27 protein-coding genes are annotated in these 26,854 nt (G+C 70.1%); 14 read left to right on the top strand and 13 right to left on the bottom strand.

Features of this window, described 5'->3' with window-relative positions; genetic code table 11:
* The 6 genes from BM175_RS16685 to BM175_RS16660 form a co-directional block, all read left to right on the top strand.
* Positions 1-508, top strand: a 508-nt coding sequence (locus BM175_RS16685) for a Rossmann-fold NAD(P)-binding domain-containing protein (protein ID WP_483073371.1), incomplete at its 5' end; no start/stop codon positions are given.
* A gap of 144 nt (positions 509-652) precedes the next feature.
* A complete protein-coding gene (locus BM175_RS16680; protein WP_090964997.1) occupies positions 653-1,324 on the top strand; it encodes an amino acid ABC transporter permease in 672 nt (223 codons plus the stop codon).
* Positions 1,324-1,995 carry an amino acid ABC transporter permease gene (locus BM175_RS16675; RefSeq protein WP_090964995.1) on the top strand — a complete coding sequence of 224 codons (672 nt, stop codon included), beginning with the start codon at positions 1,324-1,326 and terminating at the stop codon, positions 1,993-1,995. The genes BM175_RS16680 and BM175_RS16675 overlap by 1 nt, the downstream gene beginning before the upstream one ends.
* Position 1,996: 1 nt before the next feature.
* A complete protein-coding gene (locus tag BM175_RS16670) occupies positions 1,997-2,731 on the top strand; it encodes an amino acid ABC transporter ATP-binding protein (RefSeq protein WP_090964993.1) in 735 nt (244 codons plus the stop codon).
* Between the two features lie 7 nt (positions 2,732-2,738).
* Positions 2,739-3,656: an isoaspartyl peptidase/L-asparaginase gene (locus tag BM175_RS16665; protein WP_090964991.1), complete on the top strand. Its 918-nt coding sequence runs from the start codon at positions 2,739-2,741 to the stop codon at positions 3,654-3,656.
* Positions 3,657-3,674: 18 nt separating this feature from the next.
* Entirely contained in the window at positions 3,675-4,466 is a 792-nt protein-coding gene (locus BM175_RS16660) for a transporter substrate-binding domain-containing protein (protein WP_090964989.1), read from the top strand.
* Between the two features lie 32 nt (positions 4,467-4,498).
* Here the strand turns inward: BM175_RS16660 and BM175_RS16655 are convergent, their stop codons facing one another.
* Complete coding sequence (locus BM175_RS16655; RefSeq protein WP_244546047.1) at positions 4,499-5,503, bottom strand: LacI family DNA-binding transcriptional regulator; 1,005 nt, start codon at positions 5,501-5,503, stop codon at positions 4,499-4,501.
* A 119-nt stretch (positions 5,504-5,622) separates the two neighbouring features.
* On the opposite strand from BM175_RS16655, the gene BM175_RS16650 reads away from it, so the two are divergent.
* From BM175_RS16650 to pqqE, 6 genes are all read left to right on the top strand, one after another.
* A complete protein-coding gene (locus tag BM175_RS16650; protein ID WP_090964986.1) occupies positions 5,623-6,633 on the top strand; it encodes an SIS domain-containing protein in 1,011 nt (336 codons plus the stop codon).
* 16 nt (positions 6,634-6,649) lie between these two features.
* A complete protein-coding gene (locus BM175_RS16645) occupies positions 6,650-7,591 on the top strand; it encodes an ROK family protein (protein ID WP_090964984.1) in 942 nt (313 codons plus the stop codon).
* A 347-nt stretch (positions 7,592-7,938) separates the two neighbouring features.
* A complete protein-coding gene (pqqB, locus tag BM175_RS16640) occupies positions 7,939-8,871 on the top strand; it encodes a pyrroloquinoline quinone biosynthesis protein PqqB (protein ID WP_090965022.1) in 933 nt (310 codons plus the stop codon).
* Positions 8,868-9,623 carry a pyrroloquinoline-quinone synthase PqqC gene (gene pqqC, locus BM175_RS16635; RefSeq protein WP_090964982.1) on the top strand — a complete coding sequence of 252 codons (756 nt, stop codon included), beginning with the start codon at positions 8,868-8,870 and terminating at the stop codon, positions 9,621-9,623. Before pqqB ends, pqqC begins: the two co-directional genes overlap by 4 nt.
* A gap of 17 nt (positions 9,624-9,640) precedes the next feature.
* Positions 9,641-9,913 (top strand): pyrroloquinoline quinone biosynthesis peptide chaperone PqqD, encoded by a 273-nt coding sequence (gene pqqD, locus BM175_RS16630; protein ID WP_090964980.1) that lies wholly within the window; start codon positions 9,641-9,643, stop codon positions 9,911-9,913.
* On the top strand, positions 9,910-11,019 hold the full coding sequence (gene pqqE, locus BM175_RS16625) for a pyrroloquinoline quinone biosynthesis protein PqqE (RefSeq protein WP_090964978.1): 1,110 nt from the start codon (positions 9,910-9,912) through the stop codon (positions 11,017-11,019). Before pqqD ends, pqqE begins: the two co-directional genes overlap by 4 nt.
* Before the next feature lie 24 nt (positions 11,020-11,043).
* Here the strand turns inward: pqqE and BM175_RS16620 are convergent, their stop codons facing one another.
* A complete protein-coding gene (locus BM175_RS16620) occupies positions 11,044-12,207 on the bottom strand; it encodes a PQQ-dependent sugar dehydrogenase (RefSeq protein ID WP_210185804.1) in 1,164 nt (387 codons plus the stop codon).
* 80 nt (positions 12,208-12,287) lie between these two features.
* On the opposite strand from BM175_RS16620, the gene BM175_RS16615 reads away from it, so the two are divergent.
* Positions 12,288-12,758, top strand: coding sequence for a hypothetical protein (locus BM175_RS16615; RefSeq protein ID WP_090964976.1), 471 nt, complete (start codon positions 12,288-12,290; stop codon positions 12,756-12,758).
* Between the two features lie 9 nt (positions 12,759-12,767).
* On the opposite strand, the gene BM175_RS16610 is transcribed toward BM175_RS16615, so the two are convergent.
* From BM175_RS16610 to BM175_RS16575, 8 genes are all read right to left on the bottom strand, one after another.
* Positions 12,768-13,643, bottom strand: a complete 876-nt coding sequence (locus tag BM175_RS16610; RefSeq protein ID WP_090964974.1) for a formate/nitrite transporter family protein — start codon at positions 13,641-13,643, stop codon at positions 12,768-12,770.
* 160 nt (positions 13,644-13,803) lie between these two features.
* Entirely contained in the window at positions 13,804-14,913 is a 1,110-nt protein-coding gene (locus BM175_RS16605; protein WP_090964972.1) for a metallophosphoesterase, read from the bottom strand.
* Positions 14,914-15,200: 287 nt separating this feature from the next.
* A complete protein-coding gene (locus tag BM175_RS16600) occupies positions 15,201-16,715 on the bottom strand; it encodes an ABC transporter substrate-binding protein (protein ID WP_425285285.1) in 1,515 nt (504 codons plus the stop codon).
* Positions 16,697-17,758, bottom strand: coding sequence for an ABC transporter ATP-binding protein (locus BM175_RS16595; protein ID WP_090964968.1), 1,062 nt, complete (start codon positions 17,756-17,758; stop codon positions 16,697-16,699). The genes BM175_RS16600 and BM175_RS16595 overlap by 19 nt, the downstream gene beginning before the upstream one ends.
* The gene (locus tag BM175_RS16590; protein WP_090964966.1) at positions 17,755-18,756 is read right to left on the bottom strand and encodes an ABC transporter ATP-binding protein; all 1,002 of its coding nucleotides are present in this window, start codon (positions 18,754-18,756) and stop codon (positions 17,755-17,757) included. Before BM175_RS16590 ends, BM175_RS16595 begins: the two co-directional genes overlap by 4 nt.
* A complete protein-coding gene (locus tag BM175_RS16585) occupies positions 18,753-19,586 on the bottom strand; it encodes an ABC transporter permease (protein WP_090964963.1) in 834 nt (277 codons plus the stop codon). Before BM175_RS16585 ends, BM175_RS16590 begins: the two co-directional genes overlap by 4 nt.
* 23 nt (positions 19,587-19,609) lie before the next feature.
* The gene (locus tag BM175_RS16580; RefSeq protein WP_090964961.1) at positions 19,610-20,548 is read right to left on the bottom strand and encodes an ABC transporter permease; all 939 of its coding nucleotides are present in this window, start codon (positions 20,546-20,548) and stop codon (positions 19,610-19,612) included.
* Positions 20,549-20,557: 9 nt separating this feature from the next.
* Positions 20,558-21,478, bottom strand: coding sequence for a proline iminopeptidase-family hydrolase (locus BM175_RS16575; RefSeq protein ID WP_090964958.1), 921 nt, complete (start codon positions 21,476-21,478; stop codon positions 20,558-20,560).
* A gap of 156 nt (positions 21,479-21,634) precedes the next feature.
* Here BM175_RS16575 and BM175_RS16570 point away from each other — a divergent pair, with 156 nt between their 5' ends.
* Entirely contained in the window at positions 21,635-22,396 is a 762-nt protein-coding gene (locus BM175_RS16570; protein ID WP_244546046.1) for a LuxR family transcriptional regulator, read from the top strand.
* Positions 22,397-22,427: 31 nt separating this feature from the next.
* Here BM175_RS16570 and BM175_RS16565 read toward each other — a convergent pair whose 3' ends face one another.
* Genes BM175_RS16565 through BM175_RS16555 form a run of 3 tightly spaced genes read right to left on the bottom strand, consistent with a single transcriptional unit; the run spans position 22,428 to position 26,853 of the window.
* On the bottom strand, positions 22,428-23,186 hold the full coding sequence (locus BM175_RS16565) for a sulfite exporter TauE/SafE family protein (RefSeq protein ID WP_090964956.1): 759 nt from the start codon (positions 23,184-23,186) through the stop codon (positions 22,428-22,430).
* A 36-nt stretch (positions 23,187-23,222) separates the two neighbouring features.
* Positions 23,223-25,034 carry an ABC transporter ATP-binding protein gene (locus tag BM175_RS16560; protein WP_090964955.1) on the bottom strand — a complete coding sequence of 604 codons (1,812 nt, stop codon included), beginning with the start codon at positions 25,032-25,034 and terminating at the stop codon, positions 23,223-23,225.
* Between the two features lie 13 nt (positions 25,035-25,047).
* Positions 25,048-26,853, bottom strand: a complete 1,806-nt coding sequence (locus BM175_RS16555) for a gamma-glutamyltransferase family protein (RefSeq protein ID WP_090964953.1) — start codon at positions 26,851-26,853, stop codon at positions 25,048-25,050.
* Position 26,854 lies beyond the last annotated feature (1 nt).

Below are 26,854 nucleotides of genomic sequence, written 5' to 3'. Positions count from 1 at the left end.
CGCCGTCTACGCGACGCTCTGCCGCGAGACCGGCCGCCCGTTCCGCTTCCCCGGCTCGGCGGCGCAGTGGAACGGCCTCACCGACATGACCGACGCGCGCCAGCTCGCCCGCCAGCTCCTGTGGGCGACGACGACGCCGGACGCCTTCAACGAGGCGTTCAACATCGTCAACGGCGACGTCTTCCGCTGGAAGTGGATGTGGGCGCGCATCGCCGAGTGGTTCGGGCTGGAGCCCGCCCCGTTCGACGGGACGGTCCTGCCGCTGGAGGAGCAGATGCGTGACGACGCGCCGGTCTGGCGGCGGATCGCCGAGCGGGAGGGGCTGGCCGAGGCGGATCTCGATCGCCTCGCCTCGCCCTGGCACACGGACGCCGACCTCGGGCGGCCGATCGAGGTGGTGACCGACATGGGCAAGTCGCGCCGCCTCGGCTTCCTCGACTACCAGCCGACCGACGACGCCTTCTTCGACCTCTTCGAACGCCTGCGCGCCGACCGGTTGATCCCGTAACGGCGCAAGGCTTCGACGACCCGCGCGACCGCCTCGCAGAGGACGCATCTGTGGGGCGGCGTGCGCCGGCCGGCCGCGCAGCCGCTTGACAAGATCCCGGACCCGCTTTCACATTGAAATCGGTTTCACTCAGTCGGGCGGGACGTGTCTTTGGATCTGTCGGTTCTGACGCCGTATCTCGGGGCGCTCGGCCAGGGGGCGATCCTGTCCGCCGAGGTCTGCGCGCTCGCGATCCTCGGCAGCACGATCCTCGGCATGCTCGTCGCGATCGCACGCACCTCGTCCTCGCGCTGGCTGCGCGGCGCGGCCTACGTCTATGTTGACCTGTTCCGGAACGTGCCGTTCCTGGTCCAGCTCTTCTTCCTCTACTATGGCCTGCCGGAGATCGGCATCTTCATCGATGCCTTCACCACCGGCGTCCTCGCCCTGTCGATCTCCGGCGGCGCCTTCGCCTCCGATGCGATCCGCTCCGGCATCCTCGCGATCGAGCCCGGCATCCTGGAGGCGGCCGAGGTCTCCGGGCTGTCACGCCGGGTGATCTTCACCCGCATCGTCCTGCCGATAGCCTTGCGCACCGCGATCCGCCCGCTCGGCTCGGTACTCGTCAACCTCATCCTGACCTCCTCGATCCTCTCGGCCATCACCCTGAACGAGCTGACGGGAACCGGGCGGATCGTCGCCTCCGACACGTTCCGGCCCTTCGAGGTCTATGCGGTGCTGCTCGTCGCCTATGCCGCGATGACCTGGGCCGTCTCGGTGGCGGTCGAACTCCTGCATCGGCGCATGAACCGCGGCCTCGCGCAGGACGTCGCCTGATGCGCTACACGAGCTTCACGCCCTACGACGCGGTGCTCCTGGCACAGGGGCTCGGCACCAGCCTTGCGGTGTTCCTCGCGACCTCGGCGATCGGGCTGGTCCTCGGCGTCGCCTGGGCCGTGGTGCGCTTCTACCGCGTGCCGATCCTCTCGCAGGGGCTGACGTTCCTCGCCGAGATCCTCAAGAACTCGCCGGTCCTCGTCCAGCTCTTCCTCGTCTTCTTCGGCCTGCCCGCCTTCCTCAAGATCAACGTCACGCCGGTCGAGGCGGCGATCATCACCCTGTCGGCCAACACCGCGGCCTTCGTCTTCGTGATCGCGGTGGCGGGCGTCGAGGCGGTGGGGCGCGACCAGATCGAGGCGGCACGCGTCTTCGGCCTGACGCGCTGGCAGGTGCTTCGACGCGTCGTCGCCCCGCAGGCGGTCGCCTTCGCGATCGGGCCGCTGGTGGCGCTTCTCGTCAACCAGCTGCAGGTCACCTCGCTGATCTCGGTGATCGGCATCACCGATCTCACCAAGGTCGGCAACATCCTCAACCTGCGCACGCTGAAGCCCTTCGTGGTCTGGACCGTGGTCGGGCTCCTCTACTACGTCGCGGCGAAGCTGGTCGCCCATCTCGGCGTGCGCCTCGAAAGGCGCCTGCGCGCCCACAACGCCTGGCGGGGGCTGTGACATGCTGACGGTGGACAAGGTTCGCAAGGTCTTCGGCGCGACCACCGTGCTCGACGGGGTCGACCTGCGGATCCGGCCGGGTGAGGTGGTCTCGGTGCTCGGCAGTTCCGGCTCGGGCAAGTCGACCCTCATCCGCTGCATCAACGGGCTGGAGCGGCTCGACGGCGGGCGCATCACGGTGGACGAGTTCGACGTCTCCAAACCCCGTGAGCTCGCGGAGGCGCGCAAGCGCTCCGGCACCGTATTCCAGCTCTTCAACCTCTACCCGCACATGACCGCGGTCGAGAACGTCATGCTGGCGCCGGTCGAGGTCTTGAAGCGCCCGCGCCGCGAGGCGGAGGCACAGGCGCGCGCGATCCTCGCCTCGGTCGGCCTCAGCCCGCGCGCCGATGCCTATCCCGCCCAGCTGTCGGGCGGCCAGCGCCAGCGCGTCGGGCTCGCCCGCGCGCTCGCCATGGAGCCGCGCTATCTCCTCCTCGACGAGGTGACGAGCGCGCTCGACCCCGAGATGACCGCCGAGGTGCTGGCGATCCTCGGGGAGCTCGCCCGCGGCGGCACCACCATGCTCTTCGTGACCCACGAGATCGAGTTCGCGCGGCGCATCTCCGACCGCATCGTCTTTCTCGACGCCGGGCGTCTCCTCGTCGACCTGCCGACGGTCGAATTCTTCAGCCCGGCCGGCGGGCTCGCCAACCCGCGCATCGCGCAATTCCTTTCCAAGATGCACAAGGACTGACGCGGACATGCTGCTCCTCGCCAATGCCGAGGCCTGGCCGGGCTTCTCCACCACCGTCGATCGCCTGCGCGCGGGGCAGGGCAGTCTCGACGCCATGGTGGAGGGGATCGGCCTCGTGGAGCGCGAGGAGAAGGTTCGCAGCGTCGGCTACGGCGGCTGGCCGAACATGCTGGGGATCATGGAGTTCGACGCGGCCGTGATGGACGGGACGACGCGCGAGGTCGGATCGGTCGGCGCCGTGCCGGACACGGTGCCCGTGGCAAGGCTCGCGCTCGAGGTCATGCGCCGCCTGCCGCATGTCATGCTGACGGGCGAGGGCGCGCGGCGCTTCGCGACCGAGATCGGCATGCCGCTCGACACGACGCTTCTGGAGGACAGCCGCCGCGTCTGGTGGGAGCGCCTCGAGCGCGAACTCTCGCCGGACGAACTCGCCCGCTTCCCCGATGTGCCGCTGGCGCCCTTGAGCCGGACCATCACCGACCCGGAGCGCGTGCGCGATACGACCGTGTTCCTCAGCGCCGATCCGGCGGCCGGCATCCACGCCGCCACCTCGACCTCCGGCTGGGCCTGGAAATATCCCGGCCGGCTCGGCGATTCCCCCATTCCGGGCGCCGGCTTCTATGCCGACAGCCGCTATGGCGCCGCCGCCTGCACCCATACCGGCGAGATGACCATGCGCTGCGGCACCGCGCGCTCGATCGTGCTCGCCATGCGGCTCGGGCACTCGCTCCACGATGCCGTGCGGCTTGCGGTCGAGGACCTTGCCGAGCTTCGCGAGGGCTTCCTCGCCGGTGTCGTGATCCACGCGGTGGATGCGCATGGCGGGCACGAGGTGGTGAATTTCCGGTGCGAGGGCGAGATCCGCTACTGGTTCTGGACCGACGGAATGGCCGAGCCCGAACTCCGGCCGGCAACGGTGTTTTAACGAGAAGGGGAGAAGTCCATGAAGCGCATCCTGACTGCCATCGCAGCCCTCGCGCTCGTCGCCGGCGCGGTCGCGCCCGCCGCGGCCGGCAAGATCGACGACATCCGCTCGGCGGGCAAGGTCCGCATCGGCGTGTCGCTCGGCGGCGAGCCGATCGGCTTCCGCGACCCGCAGAACAACCCGGTCGGCTACGACGTCGACGTCGCCAACCGCCTTGCCGAGAAGCTCGGCGTCCCGGTGGAACTGACCGACGTCTCGGGTGACGCGCGCATCTCGATGCTCGTCTCGGGCCAGCTCGACATCGTGGTCGCCAACACCTCGGCGACGCTGGAGCGCGCCAAGACGGTGGACTTCTCGATCCCCTACAACCGTGCGGGCCTGCGGGTGATCGTGCGCAAGGACGCCGGCATCTCCTCGCTCGCCGACCTCGCCGGCAAGAGCGTCGTGGTCGGCCGCGGCACGACGGGCGAGGCCTTCATCAAGCGCGAGGCGCCGGGCGCCACCATCGCCTATGTCGACAACTTCGCGCCCGACGGCGTACTCCAGCTGCAGCAGGGCCGCGTCCAGGCCGCGGTCGAGGACTCCTCGCTCGTCGACTATCTCGCCACGCAGAACGACCAGCTCGTGACCCTGCCCGACCTCTACTCCAACGACCCGATCGGCATCGCCGTCGCCAAGGGCGATCCGGAGTTCGTGCGCTGGCTCGACATGTTCGTCTCCGACTACGTCCAGTCGGGCGCCTACGAGGCGAACTACAAGAAGTGGTGGGGCGAGAACGCCAACCCGCCGAAGCTGAACCCGCTCTGGTAGGCCAACACCGCTTGCCGCGCGCGGGCCGGACGTCAGCCGGTCGCGCGCGGGAAGAAGCGCGTAGGAACGCCCACCGGCGGCGAGCCCGGCACGAAGGTCTCCGGATGCACCACGAAGCGCACGATATGCTCGACGAAACCGGCCTTATCGAAGCCGATCGAGCTGATCGGATAGGCGTCGTGGTCGGTGATGCTGAGATTGTCGAAGCCGTAGAGGCGGAAGCGGCTCGGTCGGTCGTCCGGAAAGAACCGGCGGCAGGCGTCGAGGACGCCCATCGCCATCGCGTCCGACGTGCAGAACACCGCGTCCGGCGTCGCCTCGTGCTGAAAGGCGGCCGCCGCCGCGCGCCCGCTCGCATAGGAATAGTCGCCCTGGAGAACCGCCGCGAGCGCAATGCCCTCCGCCTCGAAGGCCGCGCGATAGGAGGCCACGCGCTCGCCCTCGATCGCCGAAGAGGCGCGGCCGGTGACCAGCGCGGCGCTATGCACGCCCTTTGCGGCGGCGTCCGCGACCGCCTCGCGGATGCCCACCGCCTCGTCCGGCACCACGGCGGGCGACAGGGCATCGTGGCACCCGTTCATCATCACCACGAGGTCGGAGCGGAACATGCGCCGCACGGTCGCGGCATCCGCAAAGTCCGACCAGACCAGCGCCGCATCGACATGATGCGCGACGCCCTCGCGCAGGAACGCCTCGACGCGATCGACCGAGCCGACCTTCAGGAGCAGGACCTGCTTGCCGATCGCCTGGATCTCGCCGAGCAGCCGGTCGAAGAGGTCGAGGTCGGACAGGTCGTGGATGTGGTTCACCACCACGGCGACGAGGTTGGTCCGCTTCGTGGTGAGGCTGCGCGCCAGCGGGTTCGGCCGGTAGCCGAGCGCCTCGGCGGCCCGGAGCACGCGCTCGCGCTTGTCGGCCGAGACGGGGCGGGGCGAGGGCGACAGCGCGCGCGAGACCACCGCGCGCGAGACCTCGGCCAGCGCGGCCACGTCGGCCAGGGTCGGCCGTCCGGTCTTGTGGTCTGTCGTGTCGCTCAAACGTCGCCCCGGCGGATCGGGCTCGCACCCGTCCTCTTCCATGCGCCGCCTAGCGCCTGCGCGCAACACGCCGCGCGGCGGCCCCGTCGTTCTTCCCTCCGACCCGATTAGGAACGCCCATGAGCGAACACCCCGGTCTCGACCTCATGTATGACGAAATGCGCCGGCAGGGGCTCGACGCCCTCGCGACGATCGAGGCCGGCGCGCCGGTCGCCGTCCGCATCGCCGACGCGGTGCGCCGCACCGGCCGCATCGTGCTCTATGCGATGGGCGGCTCGCATCACGTCAACCGGATCGCCGAGCCGCTCTACCGCGACCTCGGCTGGGACGCGCGCGCGCTCAACGCCTCGGAGGCGCTCCTCTCGCCTCTGCCCGACGCGGCGCGCGCCGCGCTCGTCGTCTCGCAGTCGGGCGAGTCCGGCGAGATTCGCGACCTCCTGAAGCGCGGGCCCGGACGCGAGGAGCGCTTCGGCCTGACGCTCGAGGGCGACAGCACGCTCGCGCGCAGCGCACGCGCCTCGATCGTGGCGGCCGGCGGCACCGAGCGGGCGTTTGCCGCCTCGCGCTCGATCGTCCTGACGCTCGCCATGCACGGCGCGGTGCTGGAGGCGCTGGGCGCGCCGCAGGACGCGCTGCGGGCGAGCCTTGCCGAAGCCGCCGATCCGGCCGCGGTCGACGCCGCCGATGCCGCGCTCGCCGGGGTCGACGCCACGATCTTTGCCGGACGCCACGCGATGGCGGGCGTCGCGGAAAGCGCGGCGCTGTCGATGATGGAGCTTGCCCGCGTTCCGACGATCGGCTTGGAGGGCGGCCAGTTCCGCCACGGGCCGTTCGAGGTGCTGCGCCCCGGGCTCGGCGTGGTGCTGTTTCGCAGCCTCGGGCCCGACCGCGCCGGCGTCGCGCCGCTGGCGGAGGCCGCTGTCGCGGCCGGATGCGCCACGGTCGTCTTCGATGCGTCCGGCGACGCGCCGCCGCCGGGCACGGTGCATGTGCCGCTCCGGCGCGGCGAGGGGCTGGCGGCAGCCGCCAGCATGATCCTTGCGCTCCAGCACCTCAACATCGCCGTCGCGCGTCGCACGATCCCGGCGGGCATCGGCACGCCCCAGCGCACCACCAAGGTCACGGCCTGACGGGCGGGCGGAGGCGATGGTCCGGGAGGATAGCTTCATAGGGATCGACCTCGGCGGCACGCAGCTTCGCGTCGCGGCGATCGATGCGGCCGGCCGCATTCTCGACCGCCGCGCCGCGCCCGTCGATCGGGCCGGGGGCGTCCGGGCGGTGATCGGGCAGATGGAGGCGCTGATCGCCAAGGTCCGGCGCCCGGACACGGCGGTCGTCGGGATTGGCGTTCCCGGCGCCTTCGATCCGGGGCAGGGGCTCGTCCTCGACATTCCCGCCTTGGCCGGCTGGACCGCGATCCCGCTTGCCACTGAGATCGAGGCGCGCACCGGTCTTCCCACCGTCCTCGAGAACGATGCCAAGGTCGCCGCGCTCGGCGAGTGGCGCTTCGGAGCCGGGCGCGGCATCGCCGATTTCGCCTATCTCACGATCAGCACCGGCATCGGGGGCGCCTTCGTCGTCGGCGACCGGCTGGTGCGCGGATTCCGGGGTCTGGCCGGCGAGGTCGGCCACACCCGCATCACCGACCGCTCGGCGCCCTGCTCCTGCGGGCACGAGGGCTGCTGGGAGGCCGTCGCGTCCGGCACGGCGCTGGCGCGGGCCGCCCGTATGGCGGTGGACCGGCAACCCCGTTCACGGTTGGCGGCGCTCGCCGGCGAAGCGCCGGCCACGGGCGAAGACGTGACGCGCGCCGCGCGCGAGGGCTGCCCCGTCGCGCTCACGCTCCTGCGTGAGGAGGCGGCCTGGCTCGCCGCCGGCCTCGTCAACGTGCAGCATGCCTTTTCGCCCGAGCGCGTGGTGCTCGGCGGCGGCGTGTCGCAGGCGCTGGACCTGATGCTCGCGGACATCCGCGAGGCGATGCGCCGCCGTCTGCTTCCCGGCCACGAGGTGCCCGACATCGCCAGCTCGAAGCTCGGCGACGACGCCGGTCTGATCGGCGCCGCCGTGCACGCGAAGGAATCGCGATAAGCGCGACAGGTCGAGCGGCAGGGCGCTTCGCCGGCTTGTTCCTCCGGATGGCTCAACTTTTTCATCAAGATGGTTTGATGGCCTCCCGGTTTTCGCAGCTGCGAACCGACCCTAGCTCATGGGCGGAGGCCGGATGTTCCGGCTGCATGATGGAGCAAGACCCATGACCAAGTCCTGGAAGAAGCCCGAGATGTGCCAGGTGGCGGCCGGTTTCGAGATCACCCGCTATGCGGAAGCCGAGATCGCCGTGCGCAAGGACGCCAAGAAGTAAGGAGCCCGCAGGCTCGTTCCGACGGCCCGCCGCTCCTGCGGCGGGCCGTTTCCTTGTGCAGCGGGGCATGCGACAGGTGCGATTGAAGATCCTCGGATCGGCGGCGGGCGGCGGCTTCCCGCAGTGGAACTGCAACTATCGGCTGAGCCGCGCGGCGCGCGCGCGCGCGCCCGGCATCCGCCCGCGGCTGCAGTCGAGCCTGGCGGCGAGCGGCGGGGACGATCGCGGCTGGGTCCTCTTCAACGCCTCGCCGGATATCCGCCAGCAGATCAACGAGACGCCCGAGCTCCAGCCGGCCGCCGACGCGCCGTCCCGTTCGACGCCGATCCGCGCGGTGGTGCTCACCAATGCCGACGTCGATCATCTTGCCGGGCTCCTGTCGCTGCGCGAGCGACAGGCCTTCCATCTCTACGCGACGCCGCGGGTCCTCGGTGTTCTCGAGGCCAACCCGATCTTTCGCGTGCTCGATCCCGCCCTCGTCCGACGCGTGCCCGTGTTGCTCGACCGGCCCTTCGCGATCGAGGGGCCGCAGGGCGAGGCCGGGCTCACCGCCGAACTCTTCGCCGTGCCCGGCAAGGTCGCGCTGTTTCTGGAGACCGGCCGGCGCGCGCAGGATTTCGAGGCCGATCCCGAGGACACCGTCGGCGTGCGCTTGACCGACGCCGACGGACGGTCGGTCTTCTACGTGCCGGGCTGCGCCCGCGTCGATCCGGTGCTGCGGGCCCGGGTCGAGGGCGGCGACGTGCTCCTGTTCGACGGAACCGTGTTCCGGGACGACGAGATGGCCGAGGCCGGCGTCGGCAGCAAGACCGGCCGGCGCATGGGGCACCAGCCGATCACCGGCGAGGACGGCTCGCTCGACGCCTGGACAGGCGTCGGGGTGGCGCGACGCATCTTCGTTCACATCAACAACACCAATCCGATCCTCGACGAAGCCTCGCCCGAACGCCGCCTGGTGGAGGCCGGCGGCTGGGAGGTCGCGTTCGACGGCATGGAGATCGCCCTGTGACCCCGGACTTCCGGCTCGACCGCACGCTCTCGGCCAGCGAACTCGAAGACGTGCTGCGGCAGGTGGGGAGCGAGCGCTACCACATCCGCCACCCGTTCCACCGCCTGATGGTGGAGGGCCGCCTGACGCGCGGCCAGATGCAGGCCTGGGCCCTGAACCGCTACTGCTACCAGGCGGCGATCCCGAGAAAGGACGCCATCATCCTGTCGCGGATCGAGGACCGGTCGCTGCGGCTCGTCTGGCGCGAGCGCATCCTCGACCACGACGGCGACGGTGCCTCGCCCGGCGGCATCGAACGCTGGATGCGGCTGGCCACCGGCCTCGGGCTCGACGCCGCCATCGTCGCCTCGCAGCGTCTCGCCCTGCCGGCCACGCGCTTCAGCGTCGGCGCCTATCTGACCTTCGTCGAGAAGCGCACGCTTCTCGAGGCCATCGCCTCGTCGCTGACCGAGATGTTCTCGCCGCAGGTGATCGGCGAGCGCGTCGCCGCGATCCTCCAGCGCTACCCCTATATCGACGAGGACACGCTCGGCTATTTCACGCCGCGCCTGACGCAGGCCCCGCGCGACGTCGACGTCGCCCTCGCCCATGTGCGCGAGCACGCCCGCTCGATCGAAACGCAGCAGCTGGTGGTCGATGCGCTGATCGCCAAGTGCGAGATCTTGTGGACCATGCTGGACGCGCTGCATTTCAGCTATGTCGAGCCGGGCCACGTGCCCCCCGGCGCGTTCGTGCCGGAGGCGGCCTCGTGACGGCCCGCCGGAGACCGATGGCGGTCGAGGCCTCCCAGCCCGTCCTGCCGCGCCACGTTCGCATGCATTTCGACCCGCACCGGGGCGCCTGGGCGCTTCTTTCGCCGGAAAAGGTGCTCTGGCCCGACGAGATCAGCCTCGCGATCCTGCGACGCTGCGACGGACGCGCGAGGGTTGCCGAGATCGCCCGCGACCTCGCACGCGAATACGGAGCGGACGAGACCGAGGTGCGCGCCGACGTCCTCGCCTTCCTCCAGGACTGGAGCGACCGCATGGTGGTGCGCCTGTGAGCCTCGCCGGACCCGGACTTCCGATCGGCATCCTCGCCGAACTCACCCACCGCTGTACCCTGCAGTGCGCCTATTGCTCCAATCCGCTCGAACTGCTCAAGGCCGACCGCGAACTGGGCACCGACGACTGGGTCTCGATCTTCCGGCAGGCCGCCGATCTCGGCATCCTGCAGGTGCATCTGTCGGGCGGCGAGCCGACCCTCAGGCGCGACCTGCCGACGCTGATCGAGACGCTCGCCGCACGAGGGGTCTATACCAACCTGATCACGGCGGGCGTCGGCGTCGATGCGCCGCTCGTCGAGACGCTCCGGGCGGCCGGCCTCGACCACGTCCAGATCTCGTTCCAGGGCGCGCGGCCCGAGACCACCGAGCTGATCGGCCGGCTGAAGGGCGCGCACGAGCGCAAGCTCGCCGCCGCGCGCGCCGTGCGCGACGCCGGCCTGCCGCTCACGGTGAATGCGCCGATCCACCGGCACAACATCGACGAGGTGGAGCTCTTCATCGAGCTTGCCCTGGAGCTCGGCGCGGAACGTCTGGAGATCGCCAATGTCCAGTATTACGGCTGGGCGCTCCTCAACCGCGCGACGCTGATGCCCTCGCGCGCCGCGCTGGAGCGCCAGATCGCTGTAGTGGAAGCGGCGCGCGAGCGCCTGCGCGGCGTCCTTGCGATCGATTTCGTCGCGCCGGACTACTATGCGCGCTATCCCAAGGCCTGCATGGGCGGATGGGCGCGCGACGCGTTCATGATCACCCCCGACGGCACCGCGATGCCCTGCCATGGCGCGGCGTCGATCCCGCATCTCGTCTTCGACAACGCGGCACGGGTTCCGCTCGCCGACATCTGGGCGCGCTCGCCCGCCTTCGAGGCCTATCGCGGGACGGCCTGGATGAAGGAACCCTGCCGAAGCTGCGATCGGCGGGAGATCGATTTCGGCGGTTGCCGCTGCCAGGCGATGATGCTGGCGGGCGACGCCGCCGCCACCGACCCCGCCTGCTCTTTGTCGCCCCTGAACGATCGGATCAACGCCATCGCGCGAGACGAAGCGCAAGGCGAGGCGCCGCCGTTTCGCTATCGCCGGATCGGAGCGGCGAGGGAGCCGGCCTGAAACGCCTGGCCGCGGCCCGCGGCATCAGGGGGATGGCGGCACGAGGCGGAGGAGGCGTCCGGGCGTTCCGTCGGTCAGCACCTGGATGGACCCGTCGGGCGCGGACCGGACGTCGCGGATGCGGGTCTCGAGTTCGGCGAGCAGCAACGCCTGCCCGGTGATGCGTTGGCCGTCGCGCCGGACGAGGCGCACCGCCTTTTCCACCAGCGCGGGCACCAGCAGCGCGCCGCGCCATTCGGGAAACAAGGTGCCCTCGTAGACCGCAAGCCCCGACGGCGCGATCGAGGGCGTCCATTCGAGGAGCGGCGCCTCGAAGCCCGGCAGCGCGGCGAAGGGCGTGACGCGCGCGAACGTGTAGTCGAGGCCACGCGAGGCGAGCGGCCAGCCGTAGTTGCCGCCCGGCACGAGGCGGTTGAGCTCGTCGCCGCCGCGCGGCCCGTGTTCGGCAATCAGCAGCGCGCCGTCGGCTGGGTCGAGCGCGATGCCCTGGACGTTGCGATGGCCGAGGGTGAGGATCTCGGGTGCGGCGCTGCCCTGGCCCACGAACGGATTGTCCGGCGGGATCGATCCGTCGCGGTTGAGCCGCACGATCTTGCCGAGCGTGTTGGCGGGGTTCTGCGCCTCCTCGCGCCGGTCGAACCCGTCGCCGAGCGAAAGTGCCAGCGTGCCGTCCGGCAGGAAGGCGATGCGGCTTCCGTGGTTGGAGTCGCCCGATTTCGGTGTCGCGGTGAAGAGGACGCGCAGGTTGTCCAGCACGCCGTCGCCAAGGCGGGCGCTGACGAGCCGCACGTTGTTGGCGCTCGCGTCGCCATGAAGGAAGCTCAGGAAGATCCGGCCCGTCTCGCCGAAGTCCGGGTCCACCGCCACGTCCATCAGCCCGCCCTGGCCGGCCGTGTAGATCGGGGGAAGGCCGCGTACCGGCTCGGGATCGAGCGTCCCGTCCGCGCCGACGATGCGAAGCCGCCCCACCGCCTCGGTAACGAGGCGCCGCCCGTCGGGCAGGAAGGCGAGCGACCAGGGACGCTCCAGCCCCTCGACCTCGGCGACGATGCGGTAGCGCGCGGGATCGACGCGCGCGGGCTCGGCAACGGCACCCTCGGGAAGGCCTGCGAGGAACCCGATGGCAAGGAGACCCGCAGCCAGACGACGGCGTCGGGAGGCCGAGGGCATGTCGATGTTCGGGTTCATATCGGCGATCTCGCTCCTATCTCGACGGGAAGATAGGCGCGAAACGACTGGCGACGCCGCGGCACAAGGAATGGTGAACGATGATCGCAACCGCCGGGCGTCTCGCATTCGCCTTCCTGCTCGCGGTGCTGGCGACGGCGATCGCGGCCAGCATCGTCCAGACGCAGTTCAACCTGTCCGCGCTCACGGCGCTCGGCGCCCCCGTGACGCCCTCGATCCGCGCGCTCACCACGCTTCAGGACATCGCCTTCTTCGGGCCGGTGATGGCCGCAATCACGGCCGCCGCGTTTCTGCCGGGCCTCGCTGCCGCCTCGCTGGTGTCGCATGCCTTCCCGATCGCAAGGGGGCTGATCCATGCGGTGGCGGGCGCCGTGTCGCTGTGGACGGCCTTCGAAGTGATGGGTGTCTTCACGCCGATGCCGACGCTGGTCGCGGCCGCCCGCACGACCGAGGGCCTCCTGGCGCTCTCGTCGACCGGGCTGATCGGCGGCGCAATCTTCGCCCGCCTCACCGGTCGACACCGCTTGTCGCCCGCGCGAGCGGTCGCCTGAGGCCGCCGCTCAGTCCCGCGGGAGCCGCCGGTCGGACCCCTGCAGTTCCGGCGCCACCTGCCCGAAGTTGAAGCAGGCGACGAGCGCGATGCCGCCCAGCATGTTGCCGAGGAGCGTCGGCACGAAGAAGGTGAGGACGTAGTCGCGCAGCGTCGCCTCGCCGATCTGGACGAGATACGACGCCTCGACCGACCCCGCGATGATATGGGCGAAGTGACCGACGGCCACGACATAGGTCACGATGATGATGACGAAGGGCTTGGAATCGCCCGAGGCCGGCATCAGCCACACCATCAGCGCGATCAGCCAGCCGGCGAACACCGCCTTCAGCAGCATCGTCCAGAAGGGCGACGCCATCGTGGACTGCGAGAAGGCGGCCAGCGCCTGTTTGATCTCCGGCTCGAAGACGGGCGTGTGCGCGAGGACCGCCGAGAATATCCAGGTGGCCGCGACGTTCGAGAGTAGGACGATCAGCCAGAGCCGCAGCACGAGGCCGGCCCGCCGCCAGCTCGGCGCACGCAGCATGGGCAGGACGGGCGTCAGCGTGTTCTCGGTGAAGAGCTGCTGGCGTCCGAGCACCACGATCAGGAAGCCGACGGTGTAGCCGAGCGAGGTCAGGAGATGCTTCCACGGCGCTTCCGGCAGCGCCACGATCAGGATCGCCGGCACCACGACCGAGAAGCCGATCGACAGGCCGGCCGCAAGGCCCGACATCATCAGCGCGAAGCCGCTGCGCTCGAGCTCCCGCTCGCCCTCGACCCGGATCGTCTCGTGGATCAGCGCCGCGCTCGGGCGGCTCTGATGGTCGACGGCCCGCTGCTCGCCCTCGTTGAGGTCCTCGGCGGAGGCGGCGGGGGTCAGGCGGTTCGCATCGTCGTCGGTCATCGGGTTCTCGCCTTCGATCTGGTCTGCGCACCGCCGGCGGAAGGTCGCCAGGGTCTTCTTGAAAGTCGGCCGTGCGGGCGGGTGCGCAAGGCGCGGTACGGATCGAAGTCGTTGGCTGACGCCGGGAGGCCGGGTTGCCAGCGGTATCGGGTCGGGGCGCTCAGCGGGCGCGCAGCGTCACGCGGGTGAGTTCGGGCGGCACGAACAGGCGATAGGCGAAGCCGGGCCAGAGGGCTGTTCCGTTGCTGACGTAGAGCGTCATGTCGCCAACCGGGTAGACGCCGGAGACGAACCCCTCGTTGGCGTTGGCGACCAGCCGGTCGAAGCCGATCATCATGCCGCCGTGCGTATGGCCGGACAGCTGGAGGTCGACCCCGGCCGCGGCATTGGCCGCGGCCCCTTCCGGGCGGTGCTGGAGAAGGATGACGGGCGCATCCGGCGCCCCGCCGAGCGCGGTGCCGAGGTCGGGACCCGGCAGGCCGAAACGGTCCGCCACCGTGTCGGCGACCCCCGCGATCACCAGCTGCGCGCCGTCCCGCGCCACCACCTCGTGCCGGTTCACCACGGACCGCCAGCCCGGCGCGCCCAGACGCTCCATCCAGCGCTCGAACCCGAAGTAATATTCGTGGTTGCCCGCGATGAAGAAGATGCCGTCCGGCGCGCGGAGATCGGCCAGCAGGGCGACGTCGGCGACGCGCCGTTCCGGCGTCCCGTCGATCACGTCTCCCGACACCACGATCATGTCGGGCGTCAGGTCGTCGACGCGCCGCACGAGATCCTCGACCCAGCGTGCGTCGAAGAGGCGGCTGACATGGAGATCGGTGAGGTGGACGAAGCGGTAGCCGTCGAACGCGGGGGGAAGATCGGCGATCTCGACCTCGATCTCCTTCACCTCCGGCACCCGGATGGCGGAGGAGACGGCATAGCCGGAAACGCCGAAGCCCGCGACGGCGAGCGCCACACCGACGCCGGCCGGAACGCGCGCCATGCGGCGCCTGAAGGCCGACAGTGCGAGGGCGAGGACGTCGGCGAGCGCGTGGAGGATCGCAAAGAGAACGGCCCCGGCAAACAGCCAGTTCACCGCGATCACCACCGGGCGCGGCAGTTCGAGCGAGAACATGCTGCCCCAGACGAGATCAGTCAGCCAGTGGTGGCGCAGCAGGGCGAGAAGCGCGAGTGAGAGGGCGATGCGCCACGGGCCGATCGGCAGGCGCCGGATCACCCGCAGAGTGAGGTAGAGCCAGACGGCGATCGCGATCCACAAGAGCATGCGTGGTCCGTTCGGTGGGCGACGGCGATCGGCCGCGACCTGCCGGATGCGACGTCTCGGCAGCGCAGCGCGCGTGGGGGGAGGGCGTAGGCCTGCGCGAGCCCTTGCGGGCCGCACTTCGCAGGATGTGTGGCACTCGGGTCGTTTGGAAATAGACGGACGCCCGGCACTCCGCGCGTTCGCACCGGCGGGCCGAGGCCGGATCGGTGCGCCGCCGGCCGGACATGCCGGAGCGGCCGGCGAAGCCAGGGGGCTCGGCCGACCGCTTGCGAGGGATCTTGCGGGCGCTAGTTCTTGCGCACGTCCTCCAGCCAGAAGCGGCCGAGCGGGTTCTGGTAGAAGCCGTCGATATTGGCGCGCGTCACGTTGATGTAGGGGCTGTAGTAGAGGTCGATCCAGTTGACCTCCTCCTTGGCGATCTTCTGCAGCTCGACATACATCGCCTCGCGCTTGGCGGAGTCGGCTTCGGTGCGCGCCTTGGCGACCAGATCTTTCACCGTGTCGTTATTGTAGCGCGTCATGTAGTTCATGTTCGTGTCGTGGCCGAGCACGAAGGTGGTCTTCTGGTCGGGATCGAGGACGTCGTTGGTCCAGTAGCCGACGGCCACGTCGAAATCGCCGTTGATGAACATGTCCCACTGCGAGGCGGCGTCGACCTTGTTGATGTTGACGGTGACGCCCGCCTTCGAGAGCTGCTGCTGCATCAGGACGGCGATCTGCTCGTCCACCTCGTCGCCGGCCTTGACGTTGTAGTCGAGGGCAAGGTCGGAAGCGCCCGCCTCCGCCAGCATCGCCTTGGCGCGTTCCGGGTCGTAGGGGCGGCGCAGGTTGTCGGCGTAGTAGTAGAGCGCACCCTTCGGGATGTAGGAATTGGCGACCTCGCCGATGCCGAAGGTGACGGCGTCGACGATCGCCTGCTTGTCGATCGCCATGTCCAGCGCCTGGCGCACCGCGATCTCGCCGAGCTTGCCCTTCTCGTGGTTGATGAGCAGCGCGTCCTCGCGGGTCGAGGTATCGAGCGAGACCTTGAGCTGCGGGTCCTGCTTCAGCTGCTCGACGCGCGAGAAGGGCACGAAGATCGCCGCGTCGAGCTGTCCCGCCTGCACGTTCAGCATGCGCGTGTTGTCGTCGGGCACCGAGATCCACTCGACGCCGTCGAGGCTGACCTTGTCGGCCTCCCAGTAGTTCGGGTTCCTCTCGAGGATCACGCGGTCGCCGCGGACCCATTCCTTTACCGAGAAGGCGCCGGACCCGATCGGCGCGGATGCGAACTCCTCGCCCTTGGCCTCCACAACGGCCTTCGGCAGGACCGAGACGTTGGGCAGAGCCAGCGAGGCGAGGAAGGGAACCGAGGGCTCCTTCAGCTTGACGGTGAGCGTGCGCGGGTCGCTGGCCGTCGCCGTGTCGACGATCGAGTAGCTCGACGACCAGAGCGAGGCCGGATCGTCGCGGATGCGCAGGAGCGAGAAGGCCGCATCCTCGGCGGTGACGGGCGAGCCGTCCGAGAACTTCGCATCCCGCAGCTTGAACGTGTAGGTCAGCTTGTCGTCCGAGACGGTCCAGCTTTCCGCAAGGCCCGGCTCCAGCTTGGTGCCGGTCTTGTCGACCCGCACGAGCACGTCGAAGACGTTGGAATAGACCCAGTTGTCGACGTTCTGGGCCGAGGCGATAGGATCGAAGGTCGTGGAGTCCTCGCGCCGTCCGATCGTGAGGACGCCGGCGGCCTCCGCGATCGAGGCGGTGAGCGACAGGGCGGCGAGCGCCGTTGCGGCCAGAAGGCGGGTCATGCGGGGTCGGGACATGGAAAAGCCTCGCGGGTCGTTGGGGGAGGGGAGGTCGGCGGTTCGCGGACCGGCGCCGGGAGGGTGCCGGGCTCGAGGATGCAGGCCCAGCCGTGGTCGTCGGCGCGGCGCAGGGCGGGCGCCGGGCCGGTGCGGCAGCGATCCTCGGCATAGGTGCAGCGCGGATGGAACGGGCAGCCGGGCGGGGGATCGAGCGGGCTCGGCGGCTCGCCGCCCATTGGCGCCAGCGGCAGCGCGATATTGGGGTCGATCTCGGGGATCGAGGCGATGAGCGCCGCCGTATACGGATGGCGCGGCGCGCGGAACACACTCTCGGTTGGCCCCTCCTCGACGATCCGGCCGAGATACATCACGGCAACCCGGTCGCAGAGGCGGCGCACGACGGCGAGATCGTGCGCAATGAAGATCAGCGTCAGGCCGATCCGTTCTTTCAGGTCGAGGAAGAGGTTGATCACCTGCCCCTGGATCGAGACGTCGAGCGCGGCGACGCATTCGTCGGCGATGACGAGGCTGGGCTCGACCGCCAGCGCCCGTGCGATGCCGACGCGCTGGCACTGGCCGCCGGAGAGCGCGGCCGGACGCCGGCTGGCCAGCGCCGGATCGAGGCCGACCATCGCTAAAAGCTCGGCGACGCGGGGATCCGTTCCGCCACGCGGCGCCTTGCCGTGGACGCGCAGGACTTCGGCCAGCGTCTCGCCGACCGTGAGGCGTGGGTTGAGCGAGTTCGCGGGGTCCTGGAACACCATGGCGGTGCGCCGGCGCAGCGCCTTCAGGTCGGCCCGCCGGCCGTCCGAGACCGCCAGCCCGTCGAGCAGGACGTGGCCGCCCGAGATCGGCTCAAGCCCGAGAAGCGCGCGGCCGAGCGTCGACTTGCCCGATCCCGATTCGCCCACGATCCCGATCGTCTCGCCGCGCCGGACCTGAAGCGAGACGCCGTTCACCGCCTGGACGCTGCGCCGCCGGAGGCCGAGGGGCCCCGCACCGGGGCCGGGAAAGCGGACGACGACATCGTCGGCTTCGAGGATGATGTCGGGCTGGCTCATGCCGCGCCCTCCAGTATGCCGTGCCCGAGCGGATGGTGGCACGCCGCGCGTCGCTCCGTATCCATGGCGACGAGCGGCGGCTGGCGGGTACGACAGACCTCGCCCGAGCGGGGGCAGCGGGGATGGAACCGGCATCCGGACGGCATCTCGCCGGCGCCCGGCGGCTGACCTTCGATGGTGCGAAGGCGCCTCGCCCCGGTGCTCCGGGCCGGCTGGCATGCGACGAGGCCGGCCGTGTAGGGATGGCGCGGCTGCATCAGCACGTCGCGCTTCGGCCCGATCTCGCAGAGGCGGCCGGCATAGAGCACCGCGATCCGGTCGCAGAGCTGCGACACGACGCCGAGGTCGTGGGTGATGAAGACGATCGACAGGCCGCGCCGGTCGCGAAGGTCGAGGAGGAGGCGCAGGATCTGCGCTTGGACCGTCACGTCGAGCGCCGTGGTCGGCTCGTCGGCGATGAGGATGTCGGGATCGGAGGCGAGGGCGACGGCGATCATCGCGCGCTGGCGCATGCCGCCGGAAAACTCGTGCGGGTAGGCCTCTGCGCGCCGCTCGGGATCGGGGATGCCCACCTGCCGGAGAAGCTCGACGCTTTCCGCGCGGGCCTCGCGCCGCCCGAGGCCGCGTGTCAGGCGCACGGTCTCGGCGATCTGCTCGCCGATGCGCATCACCGGATCGAGGTGGCTCGCGGGGTTCTGGAAGACCATGCCGATCTCGCGACCTCGCAGCGGCGCGAATTGCGCATCGGACAGCCCGGCGACCTCGCGGCCCTTCAGGCGGATCGCGTCGGCCGACACGGCGAGCGCCGGCGGCAGGAGCCGCATCAGGGCGCGGCAGGCGACCGTCTTGCCCGAGCCGCTCTCGCCGACGAGCCCGAGGATCTCGCCGCGCTCCAGCTGGAAGGAGAGGTCGTCGACGATCCGGCGCTCGCCGAACGGGCCGGACGCGGTGACGGTGAGGCCTTCGACCTCCAGCGCATGCGAACCCGCCCCGCTCATGCGCGCCGCCCGAGGACGTCGCCGAGCCCGTCGGCGACGAGGCTGAAGCTGAAGGCGAGGAGCACGATCGCAAGGCCCGGGAAGGCGGAGATCCACCAGGCGCGCGCGAGAAAGGCCTGCCCCTCGGCCACCATGATTCCCCATTCGGCGGCGGGCGGCTGCACCCCGAGGCCGAGATAGCTGATCGCCGCGCCCGACAGGAGGACGAGCACGCAGTCCGACATGGCGAAGACCACCGACGCGGTCAGCGCATTGGGCAGGAGGTGGCGGAACATGATGCGCGCATGGCCGAAGCCGAGCGAGCGGGCGGCGAGCGCGAAGTCGCTGCCCTTCAGGACGAGGATCTGCGCCCGCACGAGCCGCGCGTAGGACACCCAGCCGACCAGCGCCATCGCGATGAAGAAGCTCTGGAGGCCGGGTCCGAGAATGGTGATCACGGACAGCATCAGGACGAGGAACGGAAAGGCGAGGACGACGTCGACGACGCGCATGAAGATGCCGTCGACGAGCCCGCCGAAATAGCCGGACACGGTGCCGACCACCGTGCCGATCAGGAACGGGAAGACCACGCCGAAGACGGCGAGCTGCAGGTCGATCCGCGTGCCCCAGATGATGCGCGAGAGGATGTCGCGCCCATAGTTGTCGGTGCCGAAGGGATGGGCGAGCGAAGGCGGGGCAAGACGCGCGGCGGCATCCTGGAAGATCGGGTCGTAGGGCGCGACGAGCGGGGCGAGGAGCGCGAGAAGAAGAAAGCCCGCGAGCAGCGCGAGGCCCGCGACGAGCGGCAGCGGCGTCCCTGCGCCGCGGCGCGGCCGGGCGGGAACGAGCAAGGGGGCCGGGACGGGGACGACGCTCACAGGCGCACCCGGGGGTCGGCCGTGACGGTCAGGACGTCGGCGAGGAAGTTCACGAGGACGGTGGCCAGCGCGAAGACCATCGCAACGCCCTGCACCACCATGTAGTCGCGCGAGAAGATTGCCCGGACCAGGAGCTGACCCATGCCGGGGATGGCAAAGACCTGCTCCACCACGACGGTGCCCCCGATCAGCCAGCCGATGTTGACCGCCAGGAGGTTGAGCGTCGGAAGGATCGAGTTGGGCAGGACGTGGCGCCGGAAGATCACGGCCTCGGGCAGGCCACGCGCGCGGGCCGCGAGCGCGACGTCGGACCGCATCTCGGCGATCAGCGAGGCGCGCAGCTGCCGCGTGAGGACGGCCGACAGCGAGAGCGCGACGGTGAGCCAGGGCAAGGCCATGTGGTGCAGCTTCTCTGCGATCGTGTCGCCGTAGCCCGAGACCGGAAACCAGCCGAGCGTCACCGAGAAGAGGATGATCAGCATGATCGCCAGCCAGAAGTTCGGCAGGCCGAGGCCGAGCGTCGAGGCGAGCCGCACGCTGCTGTCGGTGGCCGAGCCCTGCCGCCGCGCGGCGATCGTGGCGAGCGGCACGCAGATGAGGAGCGACAGCACGACCGATCCCGCCACCAGCACCAGCGTCGGCTCGATGCGCTGGAGGATCAGGCCGAGGACGTCGACCTTGTAGAGGATCGAGCGGCCCATCTCGCCGTGCCCGAGATTGCGCAGGAAATAGAGGTACTGAAGCCAGAGCGGCTCATCCAGGCCGAACTGCGCGCGCACGCGCTCCAGCGCCTGCGGCGTCGCGCGCGTGCCAAGGATCAGCCGCGCCGGGTCGCCGGGGATCGAGCGGACGAGCACGAAGGTGACGAGGCTGATGCCGATCAGGACCGGGATCAACTGGAAGGGGCGCGACAGGACGAAGCGATAGCGATGCATCGGGCGGGCTCAGGCGGCTCCCGCAAGGTCGGCGGCTCGGCTTCGCCCGCCGCGACGGGCGAGGAAGTCGACCAGCACGGGGAAGAACGCGGCCGGCTCCTCGAAGAAGGGCATGTGGCTGGAATTGGGGAAGACGCGGAGCTCGGCGTCGGGCAGGGCGAGCTTCATGCGCATGGCGCAGGCCGGCGTCAGTTCGTCGTGCTGGCCGACCGTGATCAGCGTGGGCACCGTGATCCGATGCATGTCGGGAATGCGGTTCCAGTCCTTCAGGTTGCCGGTATAGGTGAACTCGTTCGGCCCCTGGATCGTCTCGTAGGGACCCATGTTCCAGTCGCCCAGCGAGCGGCGCACCGGGGCCGGCCATTCGGCGAGGCGGCAGACATGCCGGTAGTTCAGGACCGTGATCGCCGCCTGGTATTCGGGATGGTCGAGCGTCCCCTCCGCCTCATGGCGCTGCATCATGGCGACCGTCTCGGAGCCGAGCGCCTCGCGCAGGCGGCCGAGTTCGGCGACGAGATGGGGAATGTCGGCCGCCGTGTTCTCGAGCACCAGCGTGCGCAGCGCCCGCGGATGGGTCAGCGCGTATTCGACCGAAAGCCAGCCACCCCAGGACTGGCCGACGAGGTGGACGGGGCCGAGATCGAGGGCTTGGCGCACGGCCTCCACCTCGCCGACATAGCGCGTGATCGTCCACAACGCGGGATCGGTCGGCCGGTCCGAGCGCCCGGTGCCGAGCTGGTCGAAGGCGACCACGCGATAGCCGTGGTCGACGAGGCAGGAATGGGAGTCGCGCAGGTAGTCGCAGGGCAGGCCGGGCCCTCCGTTGAGGAGGAGGATCGTCTCGTCGCCCTCGCCGAACGAATAGGTGACGACGCTGCCGCCCTCGACCTCGACACGCTGGACTTGGTCCGGTTCGATCTCGCGCCACATGGCCGCCCGTCACTCTGTTGGTTGCTTCGCGCCGAGACTAGGCCGGGGTTCGCGCCCTGCGAAAGCTATCAAAACTAACAGGATGGCAGCGTGCCCGCTTGCCCGGCGCCGCACAAGATGTGAACATGCCTCAATGTTCAGCAGCGGGATGCGCCCGTGACGGCCTGGAATGCTTTGGAACTCGAGGCGGCGCTGGAGGAGGCGCCGACGATCGGCGCCCGCCTCGACATCGCCCATGCGGCGATGGCGGCGCTCGGGCTCGGCGCCCTGATCTACGACTACGCGCCGGTCGCCTACACGCACGAGGGCGAACTCATCACGCCGTCGTTCTTCGGGATGCGCGAGGTGCCGGACGACATGGTCGACCTCTGGTCGTCGAGCGGTTTCTACCAGATCGATCCGGTGCAGCATCTGGCGCTGAACAGCCCGCGCCCGTTCGTCTGGAGCTACCGCCGGAACGGGCAGACGGTGCTCAACCGGGCGCTCGACGAGCGGCACGAACCGGTCGTCACCTATGTCCACGACATGGCGATCACCTGCGGCATGACGGTGCCGATCCATGGGCGGTCGGGCGACTGCGCGACGGTGACCGGCATCCGCTATGGGGCCGAGGACGATTTCCACCGCGAGGGCGCCGAGTTGCTTGGTGACTTCACGCTCCTCGCCCACGCGGTCCATGCCGCGGTGGAGCCGCTGTTCGGCGAGGCGGAGCGCCGCTCGCGCGCGGTGCACCTGACACCGCGCGAGCGCGAATGCCTGCGCTTTTCTGCCGAGGGCCTGTCGGCGAAGGACATTTCCGGTCGCCTGTCGCGCTCGGTGCCGACCGTCACGATGCATCTGAACGCCGCCGCCCGGAAGCTCGGTGCGCGTAACCGGGCGCAGATGATCGCGCGGGCCGCGCACTACCGGCTGCTATAGGCTGCGAAGGTCGAAGCGGAGCCCGGTGCGCTCAGTCCGCTGCCGCGAAGTAGTAGACGGAGAGCGACAGGCCGATCAGGATCACGATCCCGCGCAGGATCGATTGCGGCAGCCGCTTCGCTGCCCAGACGCCGGCGTAGCCGCCGAGCGCCACGCCCGGCACCATGGCCGCCGCGTGGGGCCAGCTGATCAGCCCGCCGCTCACGAACACCGCGATGGCGACGAGCGCGATGACGATCGACAGGAGGTTCTTCAGGGCGTTGAGGCGGTGGTAGTCGGCAGGTTGGGTGAGGCCGAGCGTCGCCAGCATCATCACGCCCATCCCCGCGCCGAAGAAGCCGCCGTATAGGGCGGTCAGGAACTGGACTATGCTGCCGGGTAGGGTGCCGACGCGCGCCGACGCTCCGGCTTCGCGCGGCTTGGGCTTCAGCCACGGGCCGGCGGCGAAGAGCGCCGTCGCCCCGAGCAGCAGCCACGGCACGGTGAGGCGGAACTCGTCGTTGTCGAGGACGAGAAGGATCGCCGCGCCGGCCAGGGCGCCGAGCGCCGACAAGAGCGCCAGCAGCAGTGCGCCGCGCCAGAAGCGCGCAATGTCGGCGCGATAGGCGAGTGTCGAGGTGACGTAGCCCGGAAACTGCGTCACCGAGGACGTGGCGTTGGCGACGATCGGCGGCACGCCGGCGAGGCTGAGCGCGCCGAACGTGATGAACGTGCCGCCGCCGGCGACGGCGTTGATCGCACCCGAGACAAAGCCCGACAGGAACAGGAGGAGAATCCAGAGAAGGGACATGCGCGGGGACGATCGCCGGAGGGGTTCGGGGAGGGATCAGGCGGCCTGCACGAGATGGCCGGGGCCGACCTGCGTGTAGGTCCGCTCGGGCGGAACGTAGCTCAAGGGGCGCACCGCGCTGCGCAGGTCGTCCGAGCCGACCGTGCGCTTCAGGTGGCGTCGCGACGGATCGGGCACCGGGACCGCGGCCATCAGCTTCTTCGTGTAAGGGTGCTGCGGGTTCTCGAAGATGGCCTGGCGCGGCCCGATCTCGACGATCTCGCCGAGATACATCACCGCCACGCGATGGCTCATGCGCTCCACCACCGCCATGTCGTGGCTGATGAAGAGATAGGCGAGGCCCATCTCCTCCTGCAGGTCGAGGAGGAGGTTACAGACCTGGACCTTGATCGACACGTCGAGCGCAGACACCGCCTCGTCGGCGACGATCACCTTCGGCTTCAGAGACAGGGCACGCGCGATGGCGATGCGCTGGCGCTGTCCCCCGGAGAACTCGTGCGGAAAGCGGTCCGCCGCCTCCTCGCCGAGGCCGACGCGGCCGAGAAGGTCCGCGACCATGGCCTCCGCCTCGCGTCTCGTGCCGAGACCGTGGGCAAGGAAGGGCTCGGCCACCGTCTCGCCGACGCTCATGCGCGGGTTGAGCGAGGCGAACGGGTCCTGGAAAATCATCTGGGCGCTCTGGCGCATGCGCCGCAGCTCGGCGGGGCCGAGATTGCGCACGTCCCAGCCGTCGAGCTGGATGGTCCCGTCGCTCGGCTCCAGAAGGCGGATCACCGAACGCCCCGTGGTGGACTTGCCGCAGCCGGACTCGCCGACGATCGACAGGGTCTCGCCGGCGCGCAGGTCGAAGGACACGTTCTCGACCGCGTGGACCGAGCCGGTGCGGCGCCCGAACGCGCCCGAGCGCACGGGAAAGCGGGTGCACAGGTTGCGAACGCTGAGGATCGGCGTCGCCTCCGACCCGAGCGACACCGCGAGCGGCGCGCCTTCGACGAGCGCCCCATCCTCAATGCCGACCGTCGGGAACCGGCGCGGCATCGCCTCGCCGTTCATCGAGCCGAGGCGCGGCACGCTGGCCAGAAGCGAGCGCGTGTAGGGCTTGGCGGCATTCGAGAAGATCTCGGCCGTCGGTCCGCTCTCCACCACCGAACCGCGGAACATCACCAGCGTCCGGTCCGAGATCTCGGCCACGACCCCCATGTCGTGCGTGATGAAGAGGACGCTCATGCCGTCCTCGTCCTGCAGCGTCTTGATGAGGTCGAGAATCTCGCCCTGGATCGTGACGTCGAGCGCGGTCGTCGGCTCGTCGGCGATCAGGAGCTTGGGCGACGAGGCGAGCGCCATCGCGATCATCACGCGCTGTCGCATGCCGCCGGAGAACTCATGCGGGTAGCTGCCGAAGCGGGAGGCGGCGTTGGGAATGCGCACCTTCTCGAGCGTGCGGATCGTTTCGGCGCGCGCGGCCGCCGCGCCCATGCCGCGATGGCGCATCAGCACTTCGGAGATCTGCCGCCCGATCGTGTAGACCGGATTGAGGCTCGTCATCGGCTCCTGGAAGATCATCGCGATCTCGTTGCCGCGCACGTCTCGCATCGCGCGCTCGGGGATGGCGAGGAGGTCGCGGCCTCCCATCGTCACCGAGCCCTCGATCCGGCTCGCGCCCTTGGCGAGGAGCCGCATGATGGCGAGCGAGGTGACCGACTTGCCCGATCCCGACTCGCCGACGATCGCCACCGTCTCGCGCGGGGCGACGTCGAAGGAGGCGCCACGCACCACGGGTTTCCAGGTTCCCGCAACGGGAAAGGACACCGTGAGGTCGCGCACGGACAGGATCGGGGCAAGGGTCATGGCGCGGGTCTCCTTATCGGCCGACGGCGTAGGCCTGCATGAGGCGCGGCGTCGCCGCCGCGCGCAGGAGGCCGGACGGGTCGCGCTGCGCGGCCGTCAGGCGGCCGATGCTCCAGGGATCGGTCACGGCGAGGCGGTGGCCGCGACGCTCGAGTTCGGCCAGCGTCGCATCGCCGAAGGAGCGCTCGATCGTCAGGTTGCCCGGCGAGCGGGTTCGCGGATGGAACGAGCCGGGAAAATGCGTCGTGTGGAAGAGCGGGCGATCGATCGTCGCCTGCAGGTCGCCGCCGTGATGGATGTAGCGCAGGAAGAAGGAAAGCTGCCACTGGTCCTGCTGGTCACCGCCGGGCGTCCCGAAGGCCAGCCGGCGGCCGTCGCCGTGGATGGCGAGCGAGGGCGTCAGCGTCGTGCGCGGGCGCTTGCCGGGCGCGAGCGAGGTCGGAAGGCCCGGCGTCATCCAGAACATCTGGGCGCGCGAGTTGAGGCAGAAGCCGAGGTCCGGGATGATCGGCGAGGACTGGAGCCAGCCGCCGGAGGGCGTTGCCGAGACCATGTTGCCCCAGCGGTCGATCACGTCGATATGCACCGTGTCGCCGCGCTTCTCCGACAGGTGCGACATGGTCGGCTCGTAGACGGTGCCGGCCGTCATGCCGTCGGCGTTCAGCATGGCCATCGTGCGGTCGTGCAGGTCCTCGAAGCCTGGAAGGCGCCCGGCATCGAGGTCGAGCGAGGCGCGATCCATCCGGATCAGCCCGCGGCGCTCGTCGTTGTAGGCGTCCGACAGCAGCCGATCGATCGGCACGTCGCCGAAATTCGGGTCACCGTAGTAGATGTCGCGGTCGGCATAGGCGAGCTTCATCGCCTCGGTGACGACATGGACGAAGTCCGGGCCTTCGGTATCGAGGTTCTTGAGGTCGAAGCCCTTGAGGAGCGCCAGCGACTGGAGGAGCACCGGACCCTGCCCCCAGGGCCCGGTCTTGGCGACCGTCCAGCCCTCGTATTCGTAGGTCTGCGGCGCTTCCACATGGGCTTGGTAGCCCGCGAGGTCGTCGGCGGACAGGACGCCGCGATGGCGGGCGCCGCTGCCGTCCATGACCTCGGCCGTGTCGAGGTAGCGCGTGATCGCGTCGGCCACGAAGCCGCGATAGAAGGCGTTGCGGGCCGCCTCGACGCCGGCCTCGCGGCTGCCCGCCGCCTCGGCCTCCGCGACGATCCGCCGCCAGGTTTCGGCGAGCACCGGGTTCCTGAACAGGGTGTGGGCTTCCGGCACGACGCCGGCCGGCAGCCACGTCGCATGCGAGGTCGGCCACTCCGTCTCGAAGAAGGTGGCGAGCCCACGGATCGTCTCGGACACCCGCGGGAGGACGGGATGGCCGTGCTCGGCGTAATGGATCGCGGGCTCGAGGACCTCGCGCACGCTCATGGTGCCGTAGTCGCGCAGCATCAGCATCCAGGCGTCGAAGGCGCCGGGGATGACGGTGGCAAGCAGACCGTTGCCGGGAATGATCCGCAGCCCTTCCGCGCGGTAGTGCTCCAGCGTCGCGCCGGCGGGCGCCGTGCCCTGGCCGCAGATTACCTCGGTGCGCCCGGTGGCCGCCGAGTAGACGATCGCCGGCAGGTCGCCGCCCGGTCCGTTGAGGTGCGGCTCGACGATCTGCAGCGCGAAGCCCGTCGCCACCGCGGCATCGAACGCATTGCCGCCCCGTTCCAGGATGCTCATGCCGACCGCGGACGCGATCCAGTGGGTGGAGGCGACGGTGCCGAACGTGCCGAGGATCTCGGGGCGCGTGGTGAAGGGAACGGCGACGGGTGGCAGCATG

The sequence above is a fragment of the Aureimonas phyllosphaerae genome (genome assembly GCF_900113065.1).
Taxonomy (GTDB): domain Bacteria; phylum Pseudomonadota; class Alphaproteobacteria; order Rhizobiales; family Rhizobiaceae; genus Aureimonas; species Aureimonas phyllosphaerae.
The sequence above is the reverse complement of the archived record's forward strand: the minus strand, read 5'-3'. Positions and strand labels throughout refer to the sequence as shown.